Raw genomic sequence first — 24,314 nt, 5'->3', positions numbered from 1 at the left:
TTAGTTTAATTGAGAGACATTGTGGTGATTTCTTCATTTTTAACTTGGTCGATGTCCCGTAATGTAGAGGAAGAACTTATAAATGAATTAAGCTCATTTTTTACAATGATTATTTTTTCTGATGCACTTGAATCACCATATTTGAATTGAATATATTGATTCCACCCAATTGTAAATTGAATTAACGCGTTTCTTAATTTATCCTTTCCGCCAATGCGTATGAGTCTAATCGATTGTTTAATGCTGCCGATTTCTTTTTCAAGCTCTCTAATTTCGTCAGGTAATAAATGATTTGCTTTTTTCAGAAGATAACTTTTTTCTCCTTGAACTCTGTCAATTTGTTTTTCAAATCTTCTCAATTTTCTACGCCATCGATTTTCAGGATCTTTCTTTTCGTATTCTTTACTTGTTTCATGCGTTATAAAACTCCAGATAATATATCCAACAAAACCCAAGCCTAGAATTAAAAGGAAAGCCGGCTCTTTATAACTATATTTTAGTTGTTCAAGTAATCCTGTTGGAAATTGATCTCCAAAGACACCGCCAACACCTTTCCAATTAAATAATCGCTCCTCGAATTTAATAGCCAGAATAATATCCAAACCTAATACCAAAACAAGAAAAAAGAAAATACCAATCCAGGCTTTATATTTTTTTCCTTCTTCATAAATTAGGTTTTCTAATTTAAAATGGATTAATATGGCTATGGCAAGAAATAAAATCGGCAACAATAATGGTCCAATACTAATAGCGACTTTGCACCCCCCGTTTCCATTTAGCTGGTCCAATGAATTCAAAACTTCTGGATTACAAGTAAAAGCAATGTCAGGTGAAAATACAACTGGTAGGTCGAATAATACATAGCCGAGATTAACATAAAAATAATATATGAATAGGATTAATAGCGTTGAAATAAAAACACCGGTATAAAAAAGCCAAGGTTTAAATTTGGGGCCGGTATCAATTACATCTCGTGGATCCTGAGCAGCAAGATCATCGCGTTCTTTCTTTAAATTGATAATCTCCACGTCTTTATCTCTAACCTTCTCCTCTTTAATTTGTTTTATTTCTGCAGTTTTATCATTTATTTCATTTTGAATGCGATCAATTTTTTGTTCTTTTTCAGAAATATCATTACGTTGTTCTTGAGTGTCTTCTTCTTTTTTGACAATATGTCCACTTTCAATTTGTCTTAAATGTATGGTATACATTTCTGAAGATGCTTTACATTCCTCAGAGGAATCCCTGCCAAATTTTGTAAAGGATGCAACAAATTTGGCAACAATACTATTGTCTATAGAGGGTTTTGAATCTGAATTTAGTAATTGACTCCTATTAAATTTCATCTTCAAAGTATTTTTTAAAATATGTTTCTAAATCCTCTTGTGCTTTGACTGACTTTATCATAGAAATATATAGGTCATCGTATAGAGTAGAGTCGAAATTTAATTCCTTCAAATATTTATAAAAGATTTGCTCCTCATTTTCATCTACTTTCCCGTCGGCGAGGATAACACGCATTAAGTCGTATAGAAAATGTATTCGTTCTTCGACGGTTACTGGATAAATAATTAATTGGGGTGCCGGGTTTCTAATTAGTTCAAGAATATCCTCACCAGAAAGCCCTAGGTCCTTCGCTCGCTCATTAATTATATAAAGTTCCCGACTATCAAAGAAGCCATCTGAATATGCGGTAATTAGTAGCGCTCTAATTCTAGATTTATCCATATGTCCTAGAGTAATTACTCAAACCTACACCCTCTAATTCTCAATTCCTTACGGAAATCCGTAACCTATAAACAAAACAGACGCGCCTATTAAGGCACGTCTGTCTCTTCCCGGATGATCCAGTGGAATCATCTTGCTATTTTTATTAATTGTTATTCCTCAAAAAAGAACTCATGGATCTTGATTATATCATCTCTTCCTATTTGAATTAAATTGGATGTTTCTTTCAAGTAGATGCCTAATGAACGTTCGTTATACACCAAGCGCATCATATCATTGTAGTCTCGAACCGTATACATATCACCATCCATCTTGTAAAACGGAATCGCAATTCCTGACCCCCCTTTTACACCTCTATTTACGATCTTACCTGATTTTAATGTTCCTTCAATATTCGAATCATTGCGTTCTGAAGAGGCTGTTTTTACATATGCTACCATCATGTTAAGCCATTCTCTATCGTCGATCATCATCCAACGGACTTTTGAAAAATCGACTCCGTATTCGTTAACCCAACCATAACTTGTAAATCCGAAGAGGACGAATTTTTTCCCATCCAGTTCCGGTTTTTCAGCCAAGGAAAATTCCTGAATTTTGTAGGTGATCAATGTGGCATTTGCCATATCCTTAGATTTTTTTCCATCAAAATCGAGGGTCTTTAATGAAAAACTATTCATGTCGGGATGTGTGTTCAGCACATATTCAGTTGCTTTTAGCTCAGCTTGTTCTTTCATTTGCTCAACAGCAACAATAGCCCCACCTATTGCGGCCAGACCCACAGCTGCGGCAACAAGACCCGAGCCCTTGTCCTGAGCAATTGAATTTTGAAATAGTAAGAGACAGATAGTACCTAGTAGAATAATTTTCTTCATTTGGTTAGAGTTAGCTTATTATTAAATAGTGATTTACAAAAATAGAATTCGAAAAATTTAATGCTTAAATGATCCCCAGATCCTTAGCGACCGCTACCAATTGAATCGCGTTCTTGGCCTGCAGTTCGATGCGCAATTTATTTAACCGCTTTTCTATAGAACTTAAACTGCTGGGAGAGATCTCCCATTCCTTAAAATGTGTACTTATCTCATCCTGAGATTTTCCCTGACTAAGTAAACGCAAAAGCTCAATGTCATAATCATCGATCTCCATAGTTTCAGAACTACGCAAGGCATTCTGAATTTGAGGTGATAAATACCGCCCACCTTCTGCAGTAGTTTTTATAGCTTTTTCCAATTCAACCATTCCTTGTCTGCCTTTACACACGAATCCCGCAACATTGTAACTGTTCATTAGATGTCGAACTTTTTGATTTCTGTCTTCGATAGAATACACAATGATATGAAGTTCAGGGAACTCTTTATGCAGCACTTGAATGAGTGCTTCACCAGAACTTATTTTTTGGGCTCTATGATCCGATTTATAGGACAGATCGGTAATTAACAGTTCAAATGGATCTTCGTCTTGGACGCCTTTTTTTATTTTCAAATAGGCATCATCGCAGTATTGTACTTGATGGGCATCAGCTATTCCCAATGAATTGGTAACGGAAACAACTCCATGATTGATAGAATCCAGATCATCTGAAATGAGAACCTTTTTATACATACTAAATCGCTATTATCGCTTTGAACCCTTTTCCCGGACTAGATTCAAAACTAATAGACCCGTTTATGGAATCCATACGGTTTTCCGTATTCCGTATACCATTTCCTTTTTCAAGGACTGTTCCCTTACCGTTATCGGTATATTCGATTCTACATTTTTTTCCTTTTTGTTCAAATTGTAAAGCTACCAGACTGGCATTACTATGCTTTTTCATATTGGTCAACAGTTCCTGTAATACACGGTAGATGGTCAGTTTTTTTTCCTTGCTGAAATCAGACCACGTAATGGAAGATAAATTTCGGGTGATAATATTAACTTCATCATTCTGAAAGCTTTCCAACATATCCGTTAGTTCAAGGTCAAATTCTTTGTCTAGGGATATAGAGCTGATCTCTTTTGAAATATCTCGCGTCTTATTATAAAGGCTGTCAAGCGAATCTACAGTACGCGCGTCTACATCTTTTTGCTGTTGTAGGTTGTTCATTAGATGGTAGATGTCATTCGCCACTTCATCATGTACTTTTTTAGAAATTCGTGTTTCGGTCTCATACACCTGTCTTATTCGATCACGCTTATGTTTTATTCTGAAGAGGAAAAATAGAAGAATGGCTATAACAACCACTAAGAGTCCGATCCATTGATATAAGATACGTTTACCTTTTTCTGATTCTCTTCCTATTTCTGCTAACTCTTGTCTCTTTTTTGCTTCGGCAACATTCCATTTCCGATAAGCATATTTGTTATCTTCAAGTTGGGCAGCAGTATTAATACTATCAGTCAAAGCCATAAATTCCCGAACATCAGGATCGACATGATCCTTCAATAAAAGATTGAATGCCTCGTGCTTATAAGCACTATTTTTAAGAGATTTGGCTGTAGATAATGCCTTTTGGATATAATAGTTAGAAGAGTCAGAGTTTGTAGCTAAATAAAAATCTGCTAAACTCATATAAGAGGTGAATCGATGCTTTAGATTTTTAAAATTCAAGCGAAGTCGCAGGGCTTTATGTAATGTATTAAGCGCTTTAGGATCTTTAAGACGATGCTGAACTTCTCCCAAATTATCTAAAAGGAGTGCTTGTTTGATGGTATCTTGCATCTTCTCAACAATCTCTAATCCTGTTAAAAGTATTTCCTCAGCCTTATTAAATTCCTCTAATGATTTATAGGCATTTGCTTTATTATTTAATAATATAACATGTGCATCAGGATTTGGTTTTAAAGCCAAAGCTTGGTCATAAATAGTAATAGCTTGTTTGAAATCCCTTATATTTCGATACACCATACCCAGCTGCGTAAAAAACCCCAGTCTGTGTTCATCATATATTTCTCCTTCCTTATCTCCTATCAATTGTAGACCAGTAACTGCTTCTTGCTCACTTTCATACACATGGCCTTCAAAATAAACACCTTGTGCAATCATTCGGCTTGCATAAATCGCATTAAGTGTATCATTATTTTTAAGACTATTGTACTTACGTTTTCTGAAAAAACGAATTGCGGCAGGGGTATTAGATTTTTCATTTGGTCTTACAATGCTATAATAATAATAAGAAAGACTGTCCGATTCTTCTTGACCGAAAGTCAACAAACCTGAAATACAAAAGAGGAATAAAAACAATATGGTCTTCATTCCTCTAAAGTACTAACATTTAACTTAATAATTAATCTCCTCCTGGTGGCGGTGGAGGAGGTGGCGGCGGATAAGGCTCATCATCAGAGCAACACCCGTACGCATCATTGGTGCCGGCTAATCGTTCCGGAGAACAAGAAGCCAGAGCTGCAAATAACAGTATAAACGAAAAAATATATTTGATTTTATGCATGTTTCTAAAATTTGAAATTGAACATAGGAGTGGCCCACCGAGGTTGAGTTCGGTTCAATTGAGTTGCCGGGCAACACCGTGAAATTTTGAAGCGTGCACGCTTCGGTTTGAGAAGTGTGGAGTGCAGAAGTAAAGTGATTCGATTACTTCTCAAAATGGTCTAGCCACTCTACTTTGCAGCTCCGTTTATGTAAAACTGAAAGTCGTATTCCCTTTTACGATAGGGCGTTCAGCAATACGAAGACAAATATGAGAAAGCTTTTTAAAGATCAGTTGGAAAGTAGTTGGAAAGCTTTTGGAAACTTATTTTCCAATCACTTTCCAAAAAGAAATTGTAATTTTCAACGGTCTTATAATGAATTATTTATGGAAAGAGAACTAATCCAAGCTGTTAAAATGAAAGCACTGAAAGAAGGTGCTCCAGATAGCAAGAATGGAGTTGCCGAGCATGTCTCGGGGAGAACAGATATTTCAATTTCCAGTAAGTCAATTACAAATTATTTAAAAAATTTTGGGGCGGGAAATGATATTACAATAGCATTTGAAATAAGAGATTCTTTAGCTAGATATTTGGGATACCGTAATTTTCGAGATTTTCAAAATCAAGGCACTCAGGGTAGTATAATTAAAAAGTATTTATTATGGTTTTTGATTATTGCCTTAGGAGTTTCCGTGTCCTGGAATTTTTTTGGTACCGGTGATGAGTGTTGTATGCTCTGGATAGAAGATCATTGGGAAGAAACGGATTGCAGTGGAAAAAAATTAGAACGTGAATGCGAACCGAATACGCTTGAGAAAATGAGATTGGTTGAGGTATGTAAAAACGCACCATTTAAAAAAGACGGTCAGCAAATTCTATGGTACGATAAAACCGATAATGTTGTGACATTTTTTACATATCATGGTTTACATCCGGTAAATGGAAAAACTTTAAAAGAAGCAACTGAAGGTATGGTAGAGAAGTATGGTAAGGTATGTGAGTAAATTTTAGTCTTAAATAAGAAGAAAAGTCACACCTAAAATTCCAATTAATAAACAAATAGTTATTAAGCAACCGCTTTCTTCTTTCTGATCAAATCCTTTATAACTAATCTTTTTACCGTGTCTTCGAGCATCAATTTTATGCACTCTATCATGGGCTGCTTGGTTAGGGAAAACCCATAAATTATTTGGATTATTATTTAACTTATTTCGATCCTTATGATGTACCACCTCACTTTTTCGGAGTTTTCGGCCTAACATTTTTTCGGCTTGATGTCTATGTACTAGCTTTTCACTGCCAGAATACCTGCGATATCCTCTTTCGTCAATGTATGTTTTTTTCTTCATCCAGCTAAACAATTATTCATCCTCGAACCATACGCTCTTTATTCTGTGCCAAACCATTCTTGACTCGCCATCATTATCATATATAAATCTTAAATTATCATTCTTAAAATCAATAATCATAATATATTTATTTCCTACATCGCTTACTATAGATAATTCAAATTGATCATTTTCTTCGTCTTTTTCTTGAGATTTAATTAGATAGGCAGAAGTTACCGAAGAAGTTGTATGCTTAAACATAGTTAAATCAGTATTGAATACGAAGAAAGTTAATTCCTCATTGTTTTCTGAGATTAGTGACCATTCTTCACTCACATCATCCCAAATCCCATCTTTTCTAAGATCAGTAGAAATGTTCATTTGGGCCGATATAATAAAAGGACTAAGGAATAGGGGTATAAAAAATAAAAGAAACTTTTTAGGCATATTCAAAGATTTATATACAAAATAAGAAGATTTATTCTGACCGAATTACGGATTCCCGCATCCCTAAAATTATTTTTTCTTTTGTTTAAAACTGCCATTTTTCTTTATATAGAGAAGGTGATTGGGATTCCTAATTTGAAGATATTGGAAACCTACATGTGCTGCACTATAAAGTAAAAAAGAACGAATTAGAGCTTTACAGTACGCCAGAAACTCATCCTTTAAAAAGGGAAAAAACTTTAGATGACATTAGGGAATATATGATTTACAAGCACCTTTGCAATAAGTTACAATAGTATTTTAAGGCCTATATTTAATAGTTTAAATATTGAAGAATTGTTTTAAGATTTAATTTTTTTTTACCCCGTTAAGAAATTTAGAAATCGCTTCAAGCATTCCCAATACTTTCAATTTCACTCCCTACACAAAATATAATTTTTTATCCCTATCTTTAGTAGGCTAATACCAACCGTAATATGGGGAATGCCCGTATGAATCATACCAAAGTAGGTGGCCAATACCCCTTTCTTAAAAAAGGAGGGGAAATGGGCGAACTTATTCGTGCCAAAAACTGGGCTAATACCCTCGTGGGGCCCATAGACGACTGGCCGCAAAGCCTTAAAACCGCACTTAGCATCTTACTGCACTCCAAATTCCCTAAGTTTCTATTTTGGGGGCCCGATCTAATTTGCTTTTATAACGATGCCTTCCGACCCAGTTTGGGAAAGGACGGGAAACACCCCGCCATGCTGGGAGAAAAGGGGGAAGACTACTGGGGGGAGATCTGGCATATCATAAAACCGCTAATCGATCAAGTCTTGACTGATGGTGAAGCCACCTGGAGCGAAGACCAGCTTATTCCCATTTATCGCAATGGTGCCATTGAAAATGTATACTGGACCTTTAGTTATAGCCCCATTTCTGATGAGACGAATACCGTGGCCGGAGTATGGGTCACTTGCATAGAAACCACCCAGAATATCCTCTCTAAACAAAAATTGGAAGACAGCAAGGATCAGTTGCATTTTGCCGTGGAAGCGGCAAAGCTGGGCACCTGGGATTATCAGCCACAAACCAATGTGTTTAGAGCCAACAAACGCCTACAGCAATGGTTTAATCTTCCGGGTCCCGATGTGGATCCCAATATCGCCTACCAAATGGTGGACGAACCCGACAGGGATAGGGTGCGCAAGGCGATCGAATGGTCCATGCAATACGAATCCGGCGGCGAATACGACATTACCTATAAAATAATTCGTCTGGATTCTGATGAAAAAAGAACCATACGGGCCATTGGCAGATCGTGGTTTAACGAGAACAAGGAAGTGTACCGCTTTAACGGGATCCTTCAGGATGTAACCGATCAGGTGCTGGCCGAAAAGGAAAACAAACTCCTAAGCACCATAGTAGCGCAAAGTAATGAGTTTATAGGCATGGCATCACCCGATAACTATGTAAAATACCTCAATCCCGCAGCTATGAAAATGCTGGGATGGGACGATTATAAAAATAGAAAAATAGAAGAATGTGTGTATCCCGAGGACCTTCCGAAGGCAAAAAAACTAATCAAGAAACTCCTAAAACAGGACTACTTTTCTCAGGAAATGCGCTTTTTGAATGAAAAAACAGGAGAGCCTTTCTGGCTGCAATGGAACGGTATTTCCATTCGGGATGAAAAAACGAATAAGATCTCGGGCCTTGCAACCACCAGCCCTAATATCGAAGAGCACAAACATGCCGAAGCCCAGTTGCGCGAGGCGTTTAGCAAAGTTGAAGAAAGCGAAAAGCGCTTTCGCAAGGTGGCAGATCACGCGCCGGTTTTAATTATGATGACCGATGATGAAGGGAAGATACGCTTTGTGAACAAGCTGTGGATCGATTTTATTGGCACCAGTCTAAAACAATATCTGGGAAGCGATACCCTAAAGAATATGCATCCCGAAGATGAGGATGCGTATAATTTTATATGCACGCCGGCCTTTGCCAGAAAAGAAGAATACCGCGTCGAGTACCGGGTGCGGCGTTTTGATGGAAATTATCGATGGATCTCCGAAATTGGCGTTCCCCGCTTTACCGAAGACGGACACTTTGAAGGTTATATCAATGCTGCCATGGATATACACGATATTAAAATGCAGGAGCATCAAAAGGATCTGTTTATCGGTATGGCCAGCCACGAATTAAAAACGCCTGTGACCTCCATTAAAGGCTATACCCAAGTCCTTAAAGCCAGATATGAGGAGAGTGAAGATGAGCTGCTGAAGAATTCTCTGGAGATCATAGACAAACAAATACGGGTGCTTACCAGTCTCATTTCAGACTTGCTGGATCTTTCTAAAATGAAAACCGGCGGTCTGGAACTCAATATGGAAATATTCGATCTCAACGAACTGATTAAAAATATTGTACAGGAAATCACTCTTATCAACCCTGAATTCGAGATCAAATTTTCGGAGGGAAAAGGGAAAAACGTTTTTGCAGACCGGGAACGCATTGGGCAGGTGCTTATTAACTTACTTAACAACGCTGTAAAATATTCTCCCAGATCGCGAAGGATCGAAATTGAATCTGCCTTTACTGCCAAAAAGGTAAAAGTGAACGTCCGCGATTATGGTATCGGCATCAATAAGGAAAACCAGAAGAAGATCTTTAACAGGTTTTTCAGGGAAGAAGGCAAGGACGAAACCACTTTCCCGGGTTTTGGAATCGGACTTTACATAACTTCAGATATTATTAAAAAGCACAACGGAACTATTGGCGTAAACAGTACCAAGGGTGAAGGTTCCGACTTTTATTTTACACTCCCCCTTCAACAACCTAAAACCTGACAATATGAAAAAAAGTACTGCGCATATTCTTATCATTGAAGATTCTGAAAACATTTTATCACTATTACAATTAATGCTCGAAATAAAAGGCTGGCAAATTTCGGGACGGGATAATGTAAACAATATTATTTCCGATCTGCAGCAAATGAATCCTAACCTTATCCTAATGGACATGCTGCTTTCCGGAGCCAACGGTTGCGACGCATGCAAGCTTATAAAATCCACACCGGCCACAAGACGCATTCCTATTGTAATGATGTCTGCACACCCAGCCGGAAAATTGGAATGCATAGGTGCCGGTGCCGATTATTTTATTGGAAAACCGTTCGAGATGAATGAGCTAATTGCTGTTATTTCTGAAGGACTATCCTCACAAGGACTCGCCTAAGCAGAAAACATCATTCCGGGGCATACTATTAGTGTTATTCTGAAAATCCAGTCGATATGAAGAAACTACAAAAAGATCAGATCAAGCAAGAGGTATTCGACCTCTACGACGACTACGCTCATAACAAGATGCAGCGTCGTGAATTTATTGAAAAACTATCGCTCTATGCCGTAGGTGGGATCACCGTGGCCTCATTAATGAGCTTCCTAATGCCCAATTATGCAGATACCATGTTGGTATCACCCAACGATCCAGATCTGGAAAGCGATTATATAACCTACGATTCACCCAAAGGAGGGGGAACCATTAAAGGACTGTTGTCTAAACTAAAGAATTCTACCGAAAAACTGGGAGGTATCGTGGTGGTTCACGAGAATCGCGGACTCAACCCCTACATAGAAGACACGGCACGAAGGGCAGCACTGGAGGGGTTTATCACTTTAGCGCCTGATGCGTTATCGCCGCTGGGAGGTTATCCGGGAAATGACGATGACGGTAGAACGATGCAGCGACAACGCGATAGAGACGAGATGCTGGAGGATTTTATTGCGGCCTATAACTATTTGAAGGAGCATAAGGATTGTAACGGAAAGATAGGTGTGGTAGGCTTTTGCTTCGGCGGCTGGATTTCCAATATGATGGCTGTTAAAGTGCCAACTTTGGCTGCTGCAGTTCCCTTTTACGGGGGTCAGCCCAAAGACGATATCGACAAGATAAATGCGCCGCTTATGCTGCAGTTTGCGGGTCTGGACGAGCGGGTAAACGCCGGATGGCCCGACTATGAAGCCGAATTAAAAAAACACAGTAAGGACTATGTGGCCTATACCTATCCCGATGTCAACCACGGATTTCACAACACCACCACCCCGCGTTACGATAAAGAAGCCGCCGAACTGGCCTGGCAACGTACCATGGATTTTTTTAGAGCAAAATTAGAATAATTTTCAAAATCACTTTTACTCTTTCCTTCGGAATGGAGGGCGTATCGGGTGAACAAGAATCTTTAAGGCTAGATTTTTTGTTCCTTTTATTATTAATGGAAAAAAGAAAGGAAAAAGAATTGATAAACTATTTTCCATTGTAACCTGTGTCCAAATTATTCACGAATCACGGATTACTTCTCTCAGAGCCTTTTTCACCAAATTCAGTATCTTCACGAAAAACTACCCTATACCATGTCTCAAGGAAAATCCTGGTTAAAAGCCCTGTTGGAAATCATCAAGATTATTTTTGAAGGATCTCGGAAAAATGCAACTCCCCGAACCTGGCATCAGCATGTGGTGCCGTATAAAGATGGTTGGGCCGTACGCCGGGAAGGCAATAAACGCATCACTTCAAAACACAGAAAACAAAGTACTGCCTTGCGAAAAGCCAAAAGCATTGCCCGAAAAAGGAAATCCGATGTGATCATTCACAGGGAAGACGGTACCATCCGCGACCGGATAAGCTATGCTGAAACATAAGATTCTAAATGGACAGTTCAGAAAAAGAATAGCTATTTTTAGAAAAAAATATATCAACGAGTCATGTTAAAGGAACTGCACAGTGATTTTGGAACACAATTTGAACCGGCATTGTTAAAGGAAATCGCCCATGTGGCTTCCTTTATAGAAGTTAAGGAAGGACAGGATCTTTTAACACCGGGACAATATATAAATTCGATGCCTTTGGTGATATCGGGTACTATAAAGATCTTACGTCCCGATGCAGAAGACGGAGAACTTTTGTTATATCATCTGGAAAAAGGAGATACCTGTGCCATGACGATGAGTTGCTGTTTGGGAAATACAAAAAGTGAAATTCGCGCCGTGGCCGAAACTCCCGTTACCTTGTTATTGATACCCATACAGAAGATGGAAGAATGGTCTGGAAAATTCAAGACCTGGAGAACCTTTGTTTTTGCCAGTTACCATGCCCGCATACAGGAACTTCTGGAAAGCATAGACAAAATAGCGTTTAATAATTTGGACGATAGACTGGAAAGCTATATTAATGATAAGGTGGAAATAAGCAATAGTAAATATGTTGAAGTTACGCATCAGCAAATTGCTTCCGATTTGCACAGCAGCCGGGTTGTCGTCTCTCGCCTTTTGAAGAAAATGGAAAACAACAAAAAAATTAAATTGCATCGAAGTTTTATTGAAGTTCTGTAACCTGGGTTACACAAAAAGTAAAGTATACCAATTACTTTTGTCACATAGTTACACAACCGCATGGAAATTATTGAAGTACTAGGTTACGTTGGATCACTCTTTATTGGGATCGTGTTGGGGATCATAGGTGGAGGAGGTTCCATTTTAACGGTGCCCATACTTGTGTATGCCCTCACCCTCAATCCCGTGGTAGCTACCGCATATTCATTATTTGTGGTAGGCGCTACTTCACTTGTGGGGGCAGTGAAGAATATGATGAAAGGATTGGTGGATATTAAAACGGCCATCATTTTTGCCATTCCGGCCTTTATAGCCGTGTACCTCACCAGAGCCTACCTCATCCCGGCAATTCCCGATCAACTGTTCGAATTAGGAAATCTCATGGTCACAAAGAATTTGGCGATCATGCTATTCTTTGCGGTGATCATGCTGTTATCGTCCGTGTCTATGATTCGGAATAAAAATAAAGAATCCCGGCCGGATGAGAGAATTACTTATAATTACCCACTTATTGTTGTGGAAGGATTCGTGGTTGGTGTTGTGACCGGAATAGTGGGAGCCGGTGGCGGATTTTTAATAATTCCGGCCCTGGTGTTATTGGCGAAGTTGCCCATGAAAAAAGCCGTAGCAACCTCACTGTTGATCATAGCTGTAAAATCGTTAATTGGATTCCTGGGCGATATACAGAATCTTGATATTGATTGGGTCTTTCTCCTAATATTTACCGCAATTTCAGTTTTGGGAATCTTTATTGGTATCCGACTCAATAGTTTTATAGACGGGAAAAAACTTAAAAAATTATTTGGCTGGTTCGTACTCATTATGGGGGTCTATATTATTTACAGAGAACTATCCGCTTGATGTAGGTATAAGTGGAATGCCGGAAAAAACAGCAGGGTGTTCAGGATGCTGAAAAGAATAGGGCCACTAAACCACCGCTCTATTCATAAAAATTGTTAGCAGATTGCAAAAGTTCGTTAATCTATCTATAAAACAAAAGTAGTATAGCCTTTACAAACCATTGAATTACAACTTTATTTTTAATTTTAATAAAAACAAGATATGCAGATCAAACAATTTGAATACAAACCCCTTTCTCATTACTCTTATGCCATAATAAGTCAGGGTGAAATGGCGGTGATCGATCCCGAACGAAATCCGCAGCAATATTACGATTTGGCAAAAACCTATGATGCAAAGATCGTAGCTGTACTTGAAACCCATCCGCATGCCGATTTCGTAAGTTCACACCTTCAGATTCACAAAGAAACAGGCGCCACAATTTATAACAGTGAAAGAACGGGTGCCGATTATCCCCACCAAACTTTTGATGAAGGAGATAAGATCACCATTGGAGCGGTAACCTTAACTGCAATAAACACTCCGGGTCACTCGCCCGACAGTATTACCATCGTGGCAGTTGATGGAGACAACACAGTACTTTTTACAGGGGACACGCTGTTTATAGGCGATGTGGGACGTCCAGATTTAAGAGAAAAAGCGGGTAATATGAAGGCCAAACGTGAAGAACTAGCCGAAATGATGTACGAGACAATTCAGAACAAGTTCACCGATCTTCCGGACAGCGCCCTTATTTATCCTGCCCACGGTGCCGGTTCCTTATGCGGAAAGAGTATGAGCGACGCCAAAAGCTCCACCCTTGGAAATGAGCGGGTTGGAAACTGGGCTTTTAAATCACAATCCAAAAAGGAATTTATAGACACCTTATTGGAGGGGCAACCCTTTATTCCTTCTTACTTTGGGTACGATGTGGATGTCAACAAGACAGGAGCCGAAAATGTAGGAATCGCAGTTTCAGCCATTCCGTACAATCGCAATGACAATTACTCCGGAAGTATCGTCGATATACGACAGGAAAGTGAGTTTAAAAAAGGACATCTAAAGGGGAGTATCAACATTCAGGCGGTGTCTGATAACTCAAAATTTGAAACCTGGTTGGGAGCCATCATCCAACCTGAAGAATCCTTTACGCTGGTCATAGATCAGGAAGAAAATAAAGAAAAACTGCTGCATCGCGTTGCTAAGATCGGTTATGAGAAACAAATTAGTCAGGTGATTACCTTACCCGATCATGACCTGGAATCTGTGGATACCCTCGATATCGTCGATTTTAAGAATAATCCCGAACATTACACCATCGTCGACATTCGCAACCGGAGTGAAATTGAAGAGGGGAAGATTTTCGAAAATGCTATGGCCCATCCGTTAAATGAATTACGCGATTCGGCTAAAGAAATTCCCACGAATAAACCCATTGTAGTCCATTGTGCCGGGGGCTATCGCAGTGCAGCCGGCAGCAGTATACTACAAAATGAACTTGAAGGTGTCACGGTATATGATCTGAGTGATGAGATTAAACAATTTCAGAAATAATTTCAGAAATATACCCATCACTGTAACCTGTTAAAATAAAAAAAGATGAATTGGATTACTTCACCCTGGCCCTGGTATGTTGCTGGCCCTCTTATCGCTCTTGTGATGTTTATGTTGCTGTTTGCGGGTAAACAATTTGGAATGTCATCAAACCTTCGAACCGTATGTGCCGCAGCCGGAGGAGGAAAGAAAGCCGAATATTTTAAATTCGATTGGAAATCGGAGCGCTGGAACCTCATCGTGGTTGCAGGGGCTATGATAGGGGGTTTTATTGCTTCAAATTTTATGAGTGATAATACCGTGCAAATCAATGCTGATGTCGCACAACAGCTTGCCGCAGATCACAATATCCATAGTGCCGGCAATGCGTACCTCCCGCCAGAATTATATTCCATCGATGCCATAACACAGCCCCTCCCTGTGATTTTATTGTTGCTGGGCGGACTTTTTGTAGGTTTCGGTGCCAGATATGCCGGTGGATGCACTTCGGGACATGCCATATCCGGATTGAGCAATCTTCAGCTGCCCTCCCTTATTGCTGTTATTGGGTTTTTTATAGGTGGTCTGGTGATGGTGCATTTAATTTTTCCCCTAATATTTTAAGCCATGAGACATCTGGTATATTTAGCGATCGGTATTTTTTTCGGAATCGTAATGTTTAAATCGGAAGCTGCTTCATGGTTCCGAATTTACGAAATGTTCCACCTGGGTAGTTTTCATATGTATGGAATAATAGGTTCGGCCTTATTGTTAGGAATCTTGGGTGTTCAACTCATAAAGATAAAAGACCTGAAACCTGCAGATGGCAGTGATATGAGTCTGAATCCGAAAAAGAAGAGTTTTACCCGTTACATAGTGGGTGGGATCATTTTCGGACTCGGATGGGCGCTGGCCGGAGCCTGTCCGGGACCTATGTATGTCCTGGCCGGAGCAGGATATTTTTCTATTTGGATCGTGATTTTAGGGGCTATTCTGGGTACTTTTATCTATGGGGTATTCGAGAAACGATTGCCGCATTGATTCGAAGCTATACCGCACGGCAGGGTAATAGGTATTTGGTTTAAAATGATGTCTTCGGAAAACGAAGTACACAGTGTTAAGGTTTTTCGGTTAGCCCCATGGTACTTAAAAATCACTTTTGCGGTTCATTTTTGTACCTTCCCGGTACGAAACGAATAGTTTCGGAAATTATAAATGCTTATGTCTGAAAAATTGCGCGAACTTATTGAAGGGTATACGAACAATGACCCAAAATTCTTCAGAACTGAGGACGGCCGTATGATGGAGCGAACCGAAGATGGTGAGGACGTTTTTACCGGTTATTTTCAGGATAGCGAAGGAAAATTCTACACTGCTGTAGCCTGGGAAGAAGAGCTCCGTAAATTGTACAGGGAAACTCAAGATATAAGAGCTGAAAAACAACGTAAGGCTGAAGCAGAAAGACAAGAGGTTTTGGCTGATAGAAAAAGGGAGGAAGAAAAAAATAGTTCCCTAGAAACCAAGCCCACGAAGAAGCCTAAAGTTCTAATCTTCGTAATAGCCGTGGTACTATTGGTATTATTGATCTTTGCTGTGTACAGTTGGAATGATACTGAGGAGCAACGGGTCGATCACAATAGTCCCGATACTACCGAAATCCCGACCAAGATTTCCGATATGGATACTGTGTTTGGTGATGCTATTATCACCGGAAGTAGTGTGCGTTTGCGGAAAAACCCTTCCACAGCAGCTGCGATCATTTCAGTTTTTGAGGAAGAAGGCGAACGCGTTCAGCGATTAACCCCCGATACGTTGGTGAAAGAATGGAAATACGTGCAGCGAAAGAATGGAGAACAAGGTTGGGTATTCTCGGCTTATGTTAACGACAGCATAACGCCCAGGTAAAGAATATTGCAAAGCGTTTTTCGAAATTTTTATTTCTTTACTTTCGTAATTACATAATTTCTGTTTATAACCTAAAACCAAACTCCGGCAGACAGCACATGGACTACTTCCTTATTATCGCAATTCTGGTGACCATCGCAGCACTTTTCGGCTATATCAATGTTCGATTTTTGAAAATGCCGAACACCATAGGGCTCATGCTCATTACCATAGTGTTCACACTGGCTATTTTTGCCATCAGCTTTGTTGATGATACCCTGCTCGACGCCGAAAAATATATCATCACGCAAATCGATTTTAAAAGTCTGCTCCTCGATGTAATGCTGAGTTTTCTGCTGTTCGCCGGGGCTCTGCATACCAACTTCCAGCAACTAAAAGTACAACGCTGGCCCATTCTCGTCTTTGCAACTTTTGGGGTGCTAATTTCAACGTTTCTGGTAGGAACGGCCATGTTTTTTGTACTTCAGCTTCTGGGTATGGAAATAGCCTATATCTACTGCCTTCTCTTTGGAGCACTTATCTCCCCAACCGATCCCATCGCTGTGCTTGGAATCCTAAAAAAATCGGGGGCACCCAAAAAACTGGAGACCAAGATCGTAGGGGAATCCCTCTTTAATGATGGGGTAGGCGTGGTTATTTTTCTTACCATATTCGAAATTGCCAGATTAGGAGCCGATACTGTAACTCCCGGTGATGTGGCCGCCTTATTCGGTCTTGAAGTAGGCGGTGGGATACTATTGGGTCTCGCCCTTGGATTCGTGACCTATCGTCTTATGAAATCCATAGACGATTACGATATCGAGGTGATCATAACACTGGCCGCCGTGATGATGGGAACCGTCATTGCTCAGAAATTCCACCTTTCGGCACCATTGGCTATGGTAACTGCCGGCCTTTTTGTTGGGAACGACACGGTACGCGCTTCCACCATGTCTGAGATCACCGAAACCTACGTCGATAAATTCTGGGAACTTATAGATATTTTACTCAATACCATCTTATTTGTCCTTATAGGAATGGAAATGCTGGTGCTTACTTTCGAAGGAAACTATATCGTGGCAGGGATACTCGCGATTCCCATAGTGTTGGTGTGCCGCTACAGTTCCTTATTACTTCCCATCAATTTCTTTAAAAAACGTCTCGATTTTGTGCCAAAAACCAATCTTATAATGACCTGGGGCGGACTCCGTGGCGGAATCTCCATCGCACTCGCACTCGGACTCACACAGGAAATGCATCGCGACCTGTTTCTGGTGATCACGTACGTGGTGGTGGTATTCTCTATCATTGTTCAAGGGTTAACGGTGGGGAATCTCATTAAAAAAGTCACCACCAAATACCCCGAAAGTCCCAAGGAATTGTAAGGAGTATAATGTCAGGAGACGGGAGTTGGAAGTTGGAAGTCGGAAGTCAGAAGTCGGAAGTCTGGGATGAAATGTTAAACTAGGATTTAACCCGCATTTGTGCATTCGTGGCTAGGTATTAAACTCCCAAGCATCCAACATCCAAAAATCTAATAATCCATATCCGTTCTGAAAACCTAAATTCCCTAGCGTGCAGAATAGCGATAAGTAAGCCGACTCGTATAAGATATCAGAAAAATTGTGCTACTTTTAATTCTATAACACAACCGCACTCCCATGAAAAAAATAACAATACTCTTTCTACTGGTCGGAAATATGGTCTTAGCACAAAGCAGACAGCAAACGGAAGGTCAGATAAAAGCCCTCTTGGGCGAGTACGGAACTTTTATAGTGGAAGGATCCGCTGGGGGTGAACAGAAACAATGTACGGTTACCTTTAATAACGGAGTTGTAGAGATCCTGTTGGTCCACAGCGGTGAACCCAATGTGATTAAAAGTATAGGTGGTGTGGATGCCTTCAACAGCCTTGTAGAATCTGCTATGGAAGTTAAACGCTATACTTTTAACCTCACCGATATGAAATTAAAAAAGGACGGTACGGTAGATTTCTCTTTAATGCAATTCGTTAACGGAAAAACTTTACTTGTTTTAAACCTGAAGACTGCAAGCTTTAAATCCTTTTATGAAGGAACGATCTATAAGAGAAATAACCCGAATGAAAAAAGCAAGGTGGTTAAAGGGTTTAATACTAATGAAGTTTATCAGGCCTTTTTTAACGACCCCCTCGCCGAATCGAAAATTAAATCAACCACCACAACAACCATTTCAATACCCTTAAAGGCGGCCGCTGTAGATTCAGATTGGTTTCTCAATGGGTTAAAGCAACTATTCGCTAAATACTCCAATTCTAATAGAGATATCGAATTCACCTACGGTGCTAACAGGAAAACCACTTCAGAAATACAGCTATTCTACGGAGCGAAACACGGCTACAGTACGTTTTATTTTGATTCTGGTGAAAAAAGATTAATCGAACTTTGGGAAAATGGTAAACGGGTTGCATTTGTTGATCAGTTCTTGCCCGATGGGACACAAATTCTCAAGGATGGCAATGGCGTCTATATGACATTCTATGAGAACGGTAGAAAAAGCTACGAAGCCGAACACTCGGGAGGTAAAAGATCGGGAGTTGCAAACTGGTATTACGAGAATGGACAATTAATGGAATCTGCGATCTATAAGTATAACCGTGATGATATTTCGGGATACAGGTGGGAAATTATTTCTTCTTTTCATAAGGATGGGACGCCCAGAGATGCCGGAACACTGAAAAACGGTAATGGAACCTGGCTGGTTTATGACAACAATGGGAATGTCACTAAAGTGCTTACCTATAAAGAGGGTTTATCTGTCAATTAAGCCGTATGGGACAAATACTTAATATTATTCTGGCTATTTTACTGTTTCCTTCGACCACCTTTGCCCAGCAAATCGCCAATTCATTAAAACCCGATTAAATCGGCTAAGAACCGGGACCTTATAGTAACTAAACTAAATCGATTAGAAAAAACATGCGAAACATTAAACTAATAAGGCCGGGTCTACTTCATATCGTATTGGCCATCGCACTATGTACGGGCTATACCCTCACCGCACAGTTGGGAGATTTAAGAGCTCAATTCGTGGAGGTACAAGCCTCTAACGACAATGTAATCCCTACTTTTTATATGGGCAAATATGAAATCCGGGTATCAGAATATCGTTTATTTCTGAACGCCTTGGGTGAACCATTCCCAGAACCTCCGGAATACGGCTGGGATGATAATTTACCCATGGTGGGCCTGTCTTTTGCCGAAGTTCAAAATTATTGCAACTGGTTAACCGATAGCTATCAGGTTCAATTTACAGTACCTTCCGAAGCGCAATGGAAATTGGCTGCCGGAACTACTCAAGACAATCTTGAAAGCGATCTAAACCGTCCAATGTGTAGTGACTGTTTTAGTCCGGGAGAATCGGGGATATACGGACTGAATGGAAATGTATGGGAGTGGACCTCTACCCTTATCGATAATGAATTCCATATTATTCGTGGCGGTAGTTTTCTCGAGAATTCAACCGAATTAAATGTTACCAGATCGAGCACCATAAGTCCGGAGCTGCAACTTTCCGATGTAGGTTTTAGGTTGCTGTTGACCGATAAGGGAATGAAAAAATATCTATTCTCTTACGAAGTTCGTGAGTTATTATATCAACTTTTTCCCGAATATACCAACTTACGTGTAGAACCCTACGCTTTGTACATAGACGATTTCGAAATTGCCTGGGGAGAGCAGGACTTTCCAATTATCACAATAGATACTACAGAAAAGAGTCTGGCCTTCTGTTGTATAGACGCCATTGATGGGGTTATGGAAATGATCACAAAACAGGCGATAAATTTCAGTTTTGATGAAGATAAACTTCCAACCGCTCAACAACTGGTGTCCTTGATTAACAACAGAGATTTGTCAATCTTTATCGACTAGGGATATAAGAAACAGTAAGGCATGAAAAGTTAGGAGTCAGAAGTCAGAAGTCAGAAGTCGGAAGTCGGAAGTCGGAAGTCGGAAGCCTACGGCCTAAAGCCCAACGACCATCTGTCTTCTAACGTTAAAATTTAGAAAAGGAACGGCACAAATACCAAGCTTGGTCGTACCTTTGCCGCATGTTAGATAAAAAACACAAAGCCGGCTTTGTAAACATCATCGGAAACCCCAATGTAGGAAAAAGCACCCTTATGAACGCCTTTGTTGGCGAGCGACTGTCCATCATAACCTCCAAGGCACAAACTACCCGCCACCGTATCTTAGGGATCGTGAATGGAGAAGATTTTCAGGTGATCCTTAGCGACACCCCAGGGATCATCAAACCCGCCTATCAGTTGCAGGCCAGCATGATGGACTTTGTAAAATCGGCTTTCGAAGATGCCGATGTACTCCTTTATCTAGTCGAGCTTGGCGAAAAGGATCTTAAGGACGATGCTTTTTTTAGTAAGATCACCAATGCGAAGATCCCTGTGTTACTTTTGCTTAATAAGATCGATATGGGGAATGAGAAAAAACTTTCAGAAGCGCTCCAATTTTGGCAGGAAAAAGTTCCCAACGCCGAGATCTTTGCCATCTCTGCACTGAAGAATTTTGGGGTGGCTGAAGTCTTCAACCGAATTTTAGAACTGCTTCCCGAATCCCCGCCCTTTTATCCGAAGGACCAGTTAACCGATAAACCCGAACGGTTTTTCGTCAATGAAACCATACGAGAAAAGATCCTCATTCATTACAAAAAAGAGATTCCCTATTCGGTAGAGATCGATACAGAAGAATTTTTCGAGGAGGAGCATATCATCCGTATGCGCAGCGTAATCATGGTAGAGCGGGAAACGCAGAAAGGTATTATCATTGGTCATAAAGGCGCTGCACTAAAACGAGTGGGAATTGAGGCGCGTAAGGATCTGGAACAGTTTTTTGGCAAGCAGGTGCATCTCGAACTCTATGTAAAGGTCAACAAGAACTGGCGTAACGACGACCGCCAATTACGGCGTTTCGGCTATAATCAGAAATAAAATAATGCGATACTTTTTTAGGGCGTTTCCCTCTGTAGCTCCTATGGGAGCCTTGGAGGGTCAGGTCTGCCTGCCGGTGAGGACAGGTTTTTAGGAGGCGCTATCTCTTTTAACCTTTCAGGTCCCGGATAAGAGTTCCCACATCGCTTCAACAAGCCCGCCATATTTGCGGACGCAACGACGGCGGGTCCTGAACGCAAGCCCTTCAGAATTAATTAAAAAGCACAGTCAATTCTAAGTGTATAGATCCGTTAAAAAGCAGTATTTTTGCACTTCAAAATAATAAAAGATGAGTATTGTTGCCATTGTAGGACGGCCCAATGTGGGTAAGTCTACCTTTTTTAACCGTTTAATTCAGCGTCGCGAAGCTATTGTAGATGCTGTAAGTGGTGTTACCCGTGATCGTCACTACGGAAAAAGTGACTGGAATGGCAAGGAATTCTCACTCATCGACACCGGAGGGTATGTGAAAGGGAGTGACGATATATTTGAAGCCGAGATCGACAAGCAGGTAGAACTTGCCATCGATGAAGCCGATGCCATCATTTTTATGGTAGATGTGGAGAACGGGGTGACCGGCATGGATGAAGAAGTTGCGCAATTGCTTCGGAGATCGAAGAAACCGGTCTTTCTTGCGGTAAATAAAGTAGATAGTGCCAACCGTATCAACGATGCCGTAGAGTTTTATTCCTTAGGCTTCGAAACCTACTACAACCTCTCCAGCATTAATGGAAGCGGTACCGGCGAATTACTCGACGATCTTATTAAGGTATTACCCGAAACCACAGAACGTGACGATTCTGAACTTCCGCGTTTTGCCGTGGTAGGGAGGCCCAATGCAGGTAAATCGTCATTTATCAATGCCCTGATCGGGAAGGAGCGCTATATCGTAACCGATGTGGCAGGAACCACTCGTGATAGTATCGATACGCGTTACAATCGCTTCGGATTTGAATTTAATCTGGTAGATACTGCCGGTATTCGTAAAAAAAGTAAGGTCAAGGAAGATCTCGAATTCTATTCGGTAATGCGAAGTGTTCGGGCCATAGAGCACTGCGATGTGGTTATTTTGGTTTTTGACGCTACCCGGGGATTCGACGGTCAGGTACAGAACATTTTCTGGCTCGCGCAACGCAACAATAAAGGAATTGTAATCCTTGCAAACAAATGGGACCTGGTTGAAAAAGACAACCAAAGTGTCAAGGATTTTGAAAAATATATCAAAAAGGAATGTGAACCCTTTACCGATGTTCCTATCGTGTTCATGTCGGTACTTACCAAGCAACGAATTTTTAAAGCCATTGAGACGGCCGTGGAGGTTTATAAGAACCGAAGTAAAAAGGTAAAGACCAGCGTGTTGAACGATACCATGCTTCCCATAATTCAAATTACACCTCCGCCTCAGTATAAAGGAAAATATGTAAAAATCAAGTTTTGTACTCAGCTACCTACTCCCTTCCCCAGTTTTGCCTTCTTTTGTAATCTGCCTCAGTATGTAAAAGAGCCTTATAAACGCTTTGTAGAGAATCAATTGAGAAAGCATTTCGATTTTACCGGGGTCCCGGTCACAGTTTTTTTCCGAAAGAAATAACTGCTAATAAACTACTGTAAATCACTAAGTTACAATGTATACTGTTGCTTTATAACCTGCTGTATGCCAGAAGGTTAACCTTCAATTTTGTGCGAAAATTCTTTATTTCTGTTGTTTGATTCCTATGATTTCCAGTAAATTATGGAAAAGTTTTTTCACGATGAAATTTCAGAATTAATACTATAATTATTAATTTATTCAAAAAAAGTACTATTTTTATGATATAATTGGTGAAATCATCAGTTGTAATATTGACTAATCCTTTAAAACTAATTTTATGAAAAAAATGTACACTTTAAAAAATTTAGTAATGGCCCTGATTCTTGCTGTATTTGCAAGTCCTGCTTTTGCACAGGGAGATTGTGCCGATCTAACAGTTCCTGTTATGGCGCAGATGGGACTGGATGGAGAACCTTCTACTTTTAACGTTGTTGCTGGAAACCAGGACGGACGTATCTTTAGAGATGGTATTGCAACGGTTTGTCCAGGCAAAGTATATCCCGGAAATTTTAACGTAGGTACTACGTATAACTGGACCGGTATCACACTTTACAATCAAAATGCTGCTGCAACTTGTATTACCATTCAGGTTGATGTTGACTCTGGTGTTACCCCTTGTGGAACTAACGGTCATGCACATGTATTTCAGGAAGCCGGTGGAGCCAATATGGAGCCTTACGATCCAATGAATCAAGGAGATAACTTTGTTGGTGATGTAGGATCTTCTGCATCTCAGCCATTTAATGTTGAAGTTGAGCCAGGATTTTTCCAGGTAGTATTCACAAATACTGCATCTGCAGACAACTGTGATTTCAGCTTTACTGTACCGGAAGCAATGATCTACTGTGAGGAGCAATTAGGTGTTAGTTCTAACGAGCTTGATGCTTTTGTAATGTCTCCAAACCCAGCAAGTGGAAATGTTAACTTAACATTCCCTGCTTCTGCTGAAGTAACTTCTGTTCAAATTTACGATGTAACCGGAAAATTGGTTCAGTCTAATGAAGTTGACGGTGCTGCGAACTACAACGTAAGCACAGACGCTCTTGTTTCAGGTGTTTACTTTGTAAAAGTAAATTCTGCAACGGCTTCTTCAAGCAAGAAGTTGATCGTAAGATAATCATTGAATATCTTTATATTAAAAGCTCCGCTGTTGCGGGGCTTTTTTTATTTGCCGTGGTAAACCCCTCAACGTTAAGAATATGT

At 40.2% G+C, this 24,314-nt stretch carries 25 protein-coding genes; 17 read left to right on the top strand and 8 right to left on the bottom strand.

Going from position 1 to position 24,314, the window contains the following annotated elements:
• Positions 1-5: 5 nt before the first annotated feature.
• The 6 genes from ALE3EI_RS02215 to ALE3EI_RS02190 form a co-directional block, all read right to left on the bottom strand.
• Positions 6-1,346: an MFS transporter gene (locus ALE3EI_RS02215; RefSeq protein WP_186990403.1), complete on the bottom strand. Its 1,341-nt coding sequence runs from the start codon at positions 1,344-1,346 to the stop codon at positions 6-8.
• Positions 1,336-1,728: a tellurite resistance TerB family protein gene (locus tag ALE3EI_RS02210; RefSeq protein WP_186990402.1), complete on the bottom strand. Its 393-nt coding sequence runs from the start codon at positions 1,726-1,728 to the stop codon at positions 1,336-1,338. Before ALE3EI_RS02210 ends, ALE3EI_RS02215 begins: the two co-directional genes overlap by 11 nt.
• Positions 1,729-1,880: 152 nt before the next feature.
• The gene (locus tag ALE3EI_RS02205; RefSeq protein ID WP_186990399.1) at positions 1,881-2,600 is read right to left on the bottom strand and encodes a hypothetical protein; all 720 of its coding nucleotides are present in this window, start codon (positions 2,598-2,600) and stop codon (positions 1,881-1,883) included.
• Between the two features lie 64 nt (positions 2,601-2,664).
• Positions 2,665-3,330: a response regulator transcription factor gene (locus ALE3EI_RS02200; protein WP_186990397.1), complete on the bottom strand. Its 666-nt coding sequence runs from the start codon at positions 3,328-3,330 to the stop codon at positions 2,665-2,667.
• Position 3,331: 1 nt separating this feature from the next.
• The gene (locus ALE3EI_RS02195; protein ID WP_186990395.1) at positions 3,332-4,963 is read right to left on the bottom strand and encodes a tetratricopeptide repeat-containing sensor histidine kinase; all 1,632 of its coding nucleotides are present in this window, start codon (positions 4,961-4,963) and stop codon (positions 3,332-3,334) included.
• Between the two features lie 31 nt (positions 4,964-4,994).
• Positions 4,995-5,156, bottom strand: a complete 162-nt coding sequence (locus ALE3EI_RS02190; RefSeq protein ID WP_186990394.1) for a hypothetical protein — start codon at positions 5,154-5,156, stop codon at positions 4,995-4,997.
• Positions 5,157-5,405: 249 nt separating this feature from the next.
• Between ALE3EI_RS02190 and ALE3EI_RS02185 the strand changes: the two genes are divergently transcribed.
• Complete coding sequence (locus ALE3EI_RS02185) at positions 5,406-6,140, top strand: hypothetical protein (RefSeq protein WP_186990392.1); 735 nt, start codon at positions 5,406-5,408, stop codon at positions 6,138-6,140.
• 9 nt (positions 6,141-6,149) lie between these two features.
• On the opposite strand, the gene ALE3EI_RS02180 is transcribed toward ALE3EI_RS02185, so the two are convergent.
• A complete protein-coding gene (locus ALE3EI_RS02180; protein ID WP_186990391.1) occupies positions 6,150-6,485 on the bottom strand; it encodes an HNH endonuclease in 336 nt (111 codons plus the stop codon).
• A 12-nt stretch (positions 6,486-6,497) separates the two neighbouring features.
• Positions 6,498-6,845 (bottom strand): hypothetical protein, encoded by a 348-nt coding sequence (locus ALE3EI_RS02175; protein ID WP_186990389.1) that lies wholly within the window; start codon positions 6,843-6,845, stop codon positions 6,498-6,500.
• Positions 6,846-7,402: 557 nt separating this feature from the next.
• Between ALE3EI_RS02175 and ALE3EI_RS02170 the strand changes: the two genes are divergently transcribed.
• The 16 genes from ALE3EI_RS02170 to ALE3EI_RS02095 all read left to right on the top strand — a co-directional run bounded on the left by ALE3EI_RS02170 (position 7,403) and on the right by ALE3EI_RS02095 (position 24,228).
• Positions 7,403-9,739: a PAS domain-containing sensor histidine kinase gene (locus tag ALE3EI_RS02170; protein WP_186990387.1), complete on the top strand. Its 2,337-nt coding sequence runs from the start codon at positions 7,403-7,405 to the stop codon at positions 9,737-9,739.
• Between the two features lie 4 nt (positions 9,740-9,743).
• Positions 9,744-10,127, top strand: a complete 384-nt coding sequence (locus ALE3EI_RS02165) for a response regulator (RefSeq protein ID WP_186990386.1) — start codon at positions 9,744-9,746, stop codon at positions 10,125-10,127.
• A 56-nt stretch (positions 10,128-10,183) separates the two neighbouring features.
• The gene (locus ALE3EI_RS02160) at positions 10,184-11,068 is read left to right on the top strand and encodes a dienelactone hydrolase family protein (RefSeq protein ID WP_186990384.1); all 885 of its coding nucleotides are present in this window, start codon (positions 10,184-10,186) and stop codon (positions 11,066-11,068) included.
• 234 nt (positions 11,069-11,302) lie between these two features.
• Positions 11,303-11,590: a DUF2188 domain-containing protein gene (locus tag ALE3EI_RS02155; protein ID WP_186990382.1), complete on the top strand. Its 288-nt coding sequence runs from the start codon at positions 11,303-11,305 to the stop codon at positions 11,588-11,590.
• A gap of 63 nt (positions 11,591-11,653) precedes the next feature.
• A complete protein-coding gene (locus ALE3EI_RS02150) occupies positions 11,654-12,280 on the top strand; it encodes a Crp/Fnr family transcriptional regulator (RefSeq protein WP_186990380.1) in 627 nt (208 codons plus the stop codon).
• Between the two features lie 60 nt (positions 12,281-12,340).
• Complete coding sequence (locus tag ALE3EI_RS02145) at positions 12,341-13,141, top strand: sulfite exporter TauE/SafE family protein (protein WP_186990378.1); 801 nt, start codon at positions 12,341-12,343, stop codon at positions 13,139-13,141.
• 201 nt (positions 13,142-13,342) lie between these two features.
• Positions 13,343-14,674, top strand: coding sequence for an MBL fold metallo-hydrolase (locus ALE3EI_RS02140; protein ID WP_186990376.1), 1,332 nt, complete (start codon positions 13,343-13,345; stop codon positions 14,672-14,674).
• A gap of 45 nt (positions 14,675-14,719) precedes the next feature.
• Positions 14,720-15,277: a YeeE/YedE family protein gene (locus ALE3EI_RS02135; RefSeq protein WP_186990374.1), complete on the top strand. Its 558-nt coding sequence runs from the start codon at positions 14,720-14,722 to the stop codon at positions 15,275-15,277.
• A gap of 3 nt (positions 15,278-15,280) precedes the next feature.
• The gene (locus ALE3EI_RS02130) at positions 15,281-15,694 is read left to right on the top strand and encodes a DUF6691 family protein (protein ID WP_186990372.1); all 414 of its coding nucleotides are present in this window, start codon (positions 15,281-15,283) and stop codon (positions 15,692-15,694) included.
• 180 nt (positions 15,695-15,874) lie between these two features.
• Entirely contained in the window at positions 15,875-16,558 is a 684-nt protein-coding gene (locus ALE3EI_RS02125; RefSeq protein WP_186990370.1) for an SH3 domain-containing protein, read from the top strand.
• A gap of 98 nt (positions 16,559-16,656) precedes the next feature.
• Positions 16,657-17,922, top strand: coding sequence for a cation:proton antiporter (locus tag ALE3EI_RS02120; RefSeq protein WP_186990368.1), 1,266 nt, complete (start codon positions 16,657-16,659; stop codon positions 17,920-17,922).
• Between the two features lie 276 nt (positions 17,923-18,198).
• On the top strand, positions 18,199-19,341 hold the full coding sequence (locus ALE3EI_RS02115) for a toxin-antitoxin system YwqK family antitoxin (protein ID WP_186990366.1): 1,143 nt from the start codon (positions 18,199-18,201) through the stop codon (positions 19,339-19,341).
• A 152-nt stretch (positions 19,342-19,493) separates the two neighbouring features.
• Positions 19,494-20,447, top strand: coding sequence for a formylglycine-generating enzyme family protein (locus ALE3EI_RS02110; protein WP_186990364.1), 954 nt, complete (start codon positions 19,494-19,496; stop codon positions 20,445-20,447).
• 179 nt (positions 20,448-20,626) lie between these two features.
• Complete coding sequence (gene era / locus ALE3EI_RS02105) at positions 20,627-21,520, top strand: GTPase Era (protein ID WP_186990362.1); 894 nt, start codon at positions 20,627-20,629, stop codon at positions 21,518-21,520.
• A 289-nt stretch (positions 21,521-21,809) separates the two neighbouring features.
• Positions 21,810-23,111 (top strand): ribosome biogenesis GTPase Der, encoded by a 1,302-nt coding sequence (gene der / locus ALE3EI_RS02100; protein WP_186990360.1) that lies wholly within the window; start codon positions 21,810-21,812, stop codon positions 23,109-23,111.
• A 310-nt stretch (positions 23,112-23,421) separates the two neighbouring features.
• Positions 23,422-24,228, top strand: coding sequence for a T9SS type A sorting domain-containing protein (locus tag ALE3EI_RS02095; RefSeq protein WP_186990358.1), 807 nt, complete (start codon positions 23,422-23,424; stop codon positions 24,226-24,228).
• The last annotated feature ends 86 nt before the right edge of the window (positions 24,229-24,314 follow it).

This window comes from Constantimarinum furrinae, from assembly GCF_014295415.1.
In the GTDB taxonomy this organism is placed as follows: Bacteria; Bacteroidota; Bacteroidia; order Flavobacteriales; family Flavobacteriaceae; genus Constantimarinum; species Constantimarinum furrinae.
This window is presented reverse-complemented; position numbering and strand designations above follow the sequence as displayed.

Excerpts from the sequence above, each read along its gene's own strand:
- ALE3EI_RS02170 (WP_186990387.1), top strand. The coding sequence starts at position 7,403 with ATGAATCATACCAAAGTAGGTGGCCAATACCCCTTTCTTAAAAAAGGA.
- ALE3EI_RS02145 (WP_186990378.1), top strand. The coding sequence starts at position 12,341 with ATGGAAATTATTGAAGTACTAGGTTACGTTGGATCACTCTTTATTGGG.
- ALE3EI_RS02165 (WP_186990386.1), top strand. The coding sequence starts at position 9,744 with ATGAAAAAAAGTACTGCGCATATTCTTATCATTGAAGATTCTGAAAAC.
- ALE3EI_RS02195 (WP_186990395.1), bottom strand. The coding sequence starts at position 4,963 with ATGAAGACCATATTGTTTTTATTCCTCTTTTGTATTTCAGGTTTGTTG.
- ALE3EI_RS02125 (WP_186990370.1), top strand. The coding sequence starts at position 15,875 with ATGTCTGAAAAATTGCGCGAACTTATTGAAGGGTATACGAACAATGAC.
- ALE3EI_RS02180 (WP_186990391.1), bottom strand. The coding sequence starts at position 6,485 with ATGAAGAAAAAAACATACATTGACGAAAGAGGATATCGCAGGTATTCT.
- ALE3EI_RS02175 (WP_186990389.1), bottom strand. The coding sequence starts at position 6,845 with ATGAACATTTCTACTGATCTTAGAAAAGATGGGATTTGGGATGATGTG.
- der (WP_186990360.1), top strand. The coding sequence starts at position 21,810 with ATGAGTATTGTTGCCATTGTAGGACGGCCCAATGTGGGTAAGTCTACC.
- ALE3EI_RS02095 (WP_186990358.1), top strand. The coding sequence starts at position 23,422 with ATGGCCCTGATTCTTGCTGTATTTGCAAGTCCTGCTTTTGCACAGGGA.
- ALE3EI_RS02140 (WP_186990376.1), top strand. The coding sequence starts at position 13,343 with ATGCAGATCAAACAATTTGAATACAAACCCCTTTCTCATTACTCTTAT.
- ALE3EI_RS02110 (WP_186990364.1), top strand. The coding sequence starts at position 19,494 with ATGCGAAACATTAAACTAATAAGGCCGGGTCTACTTCATATCGTATTG.
- ALE3EI_RS02115 (WP_186990366.1), top strand. The coding sequence starts at position 18,199 with ATGAAAAAAATAACAATACTCTTTCTACTGGTCGGAAATATGGTCTTA.
- ALE3EI_RS02200 (WP_186990397.1), bottom strand. The coding sequence starts at position 3,330 with ATGTATAAAAAGGTTCTCATTTCAGATGATCTGGATTCTATCAATCAT.
- ALE3EI_RS02185 (WP_186990392.1), top strand. The coding sequence starts at position 5,406 with ATGAGAAAGCTTTTTAAAGATCAGTTGGAAAGTAGTTGGAAAGCTTTT.
- ALE3EI_RS02205 (WP_186990399.1), bottom strand. The coding sequence starts at position 2,600 with ATGAAGAAAATTATTCTACTAGGTACTATCTGTCTCTTACTATTTCAA.
- ALE3EI_RS02120 (WP_186990368.1), top strand. The coding sequence starts at position 16,657 with ATGGACTACTTCCTTATTATCGCAATTCTGGTGACCATCGCAGCACTT.
- era (WP_186990362.1), top strand. The coding sequence starts at position 20,627 with ATGTTAGATAAAAAACACAAAGCCGGCTTTGTAAACATCATCGGAAAC.
- ALE3EI_RS02190 (WP_186990394.1), bottom strand. The coding sequence starts at position 5,156 with ATGCATAAAATCAAATATATTTTTTCGTTTATACTGTTATTTGCAGCT.
- ALE3EI_RS02135 (WP_186990374.1), top strand. The coding sequence starts at position 14,720 with ATGAATTGGATTACTTCACCCTGGCCCTGGTATGTTGCTGGCCCTCTT.
- ALE3EI_RS02150 (WP_186990380.1), top strand. The coding sequence starts at position 11,654 with ATGTTAAAGGAACTGCACAGTGATTTTGGAACACAATTTGAACCGGCA.
- ALE3EI_RS02215 (WP_186990403.1), bottom strand. The coding sequence starts at position 1,346 with ATGAAATTTAATAGGAGTCAATTACTAAATTCAGATTCAAAACCCTCT.
- ALE3EI_RS02210 (WP_186990402.1), bottom strand. The coding sequence starts at position 1,728 with ATGGATAAATCTAGAATTAGAGCGCTACTAATTACCGCATATTCAGAT.
- ALE3EI_RS02160 (WP_186990384.1), top strand. The coding sequence starts at position 10,184 with ATGAAGAAACTACAAAAAGATCAGATCAAGCAAGAGGTATTCGACCTC.
- ALE3EI_RS02130 (WP_186990372.1), top strand. The coding sequence starts at position 15,281 with ATGAGACATCTGGTATATTTAGCGATCGGTATTTTTTTCGGAATCGTA.
- ALE3EI_RS02155 (WP_186990382.1), top strand. The coding sequence starts at position 11,303 with ATGTCTCAAGGAAAATCCTGGTTAAAAGCCCTGTTGGAAATCATCAAG.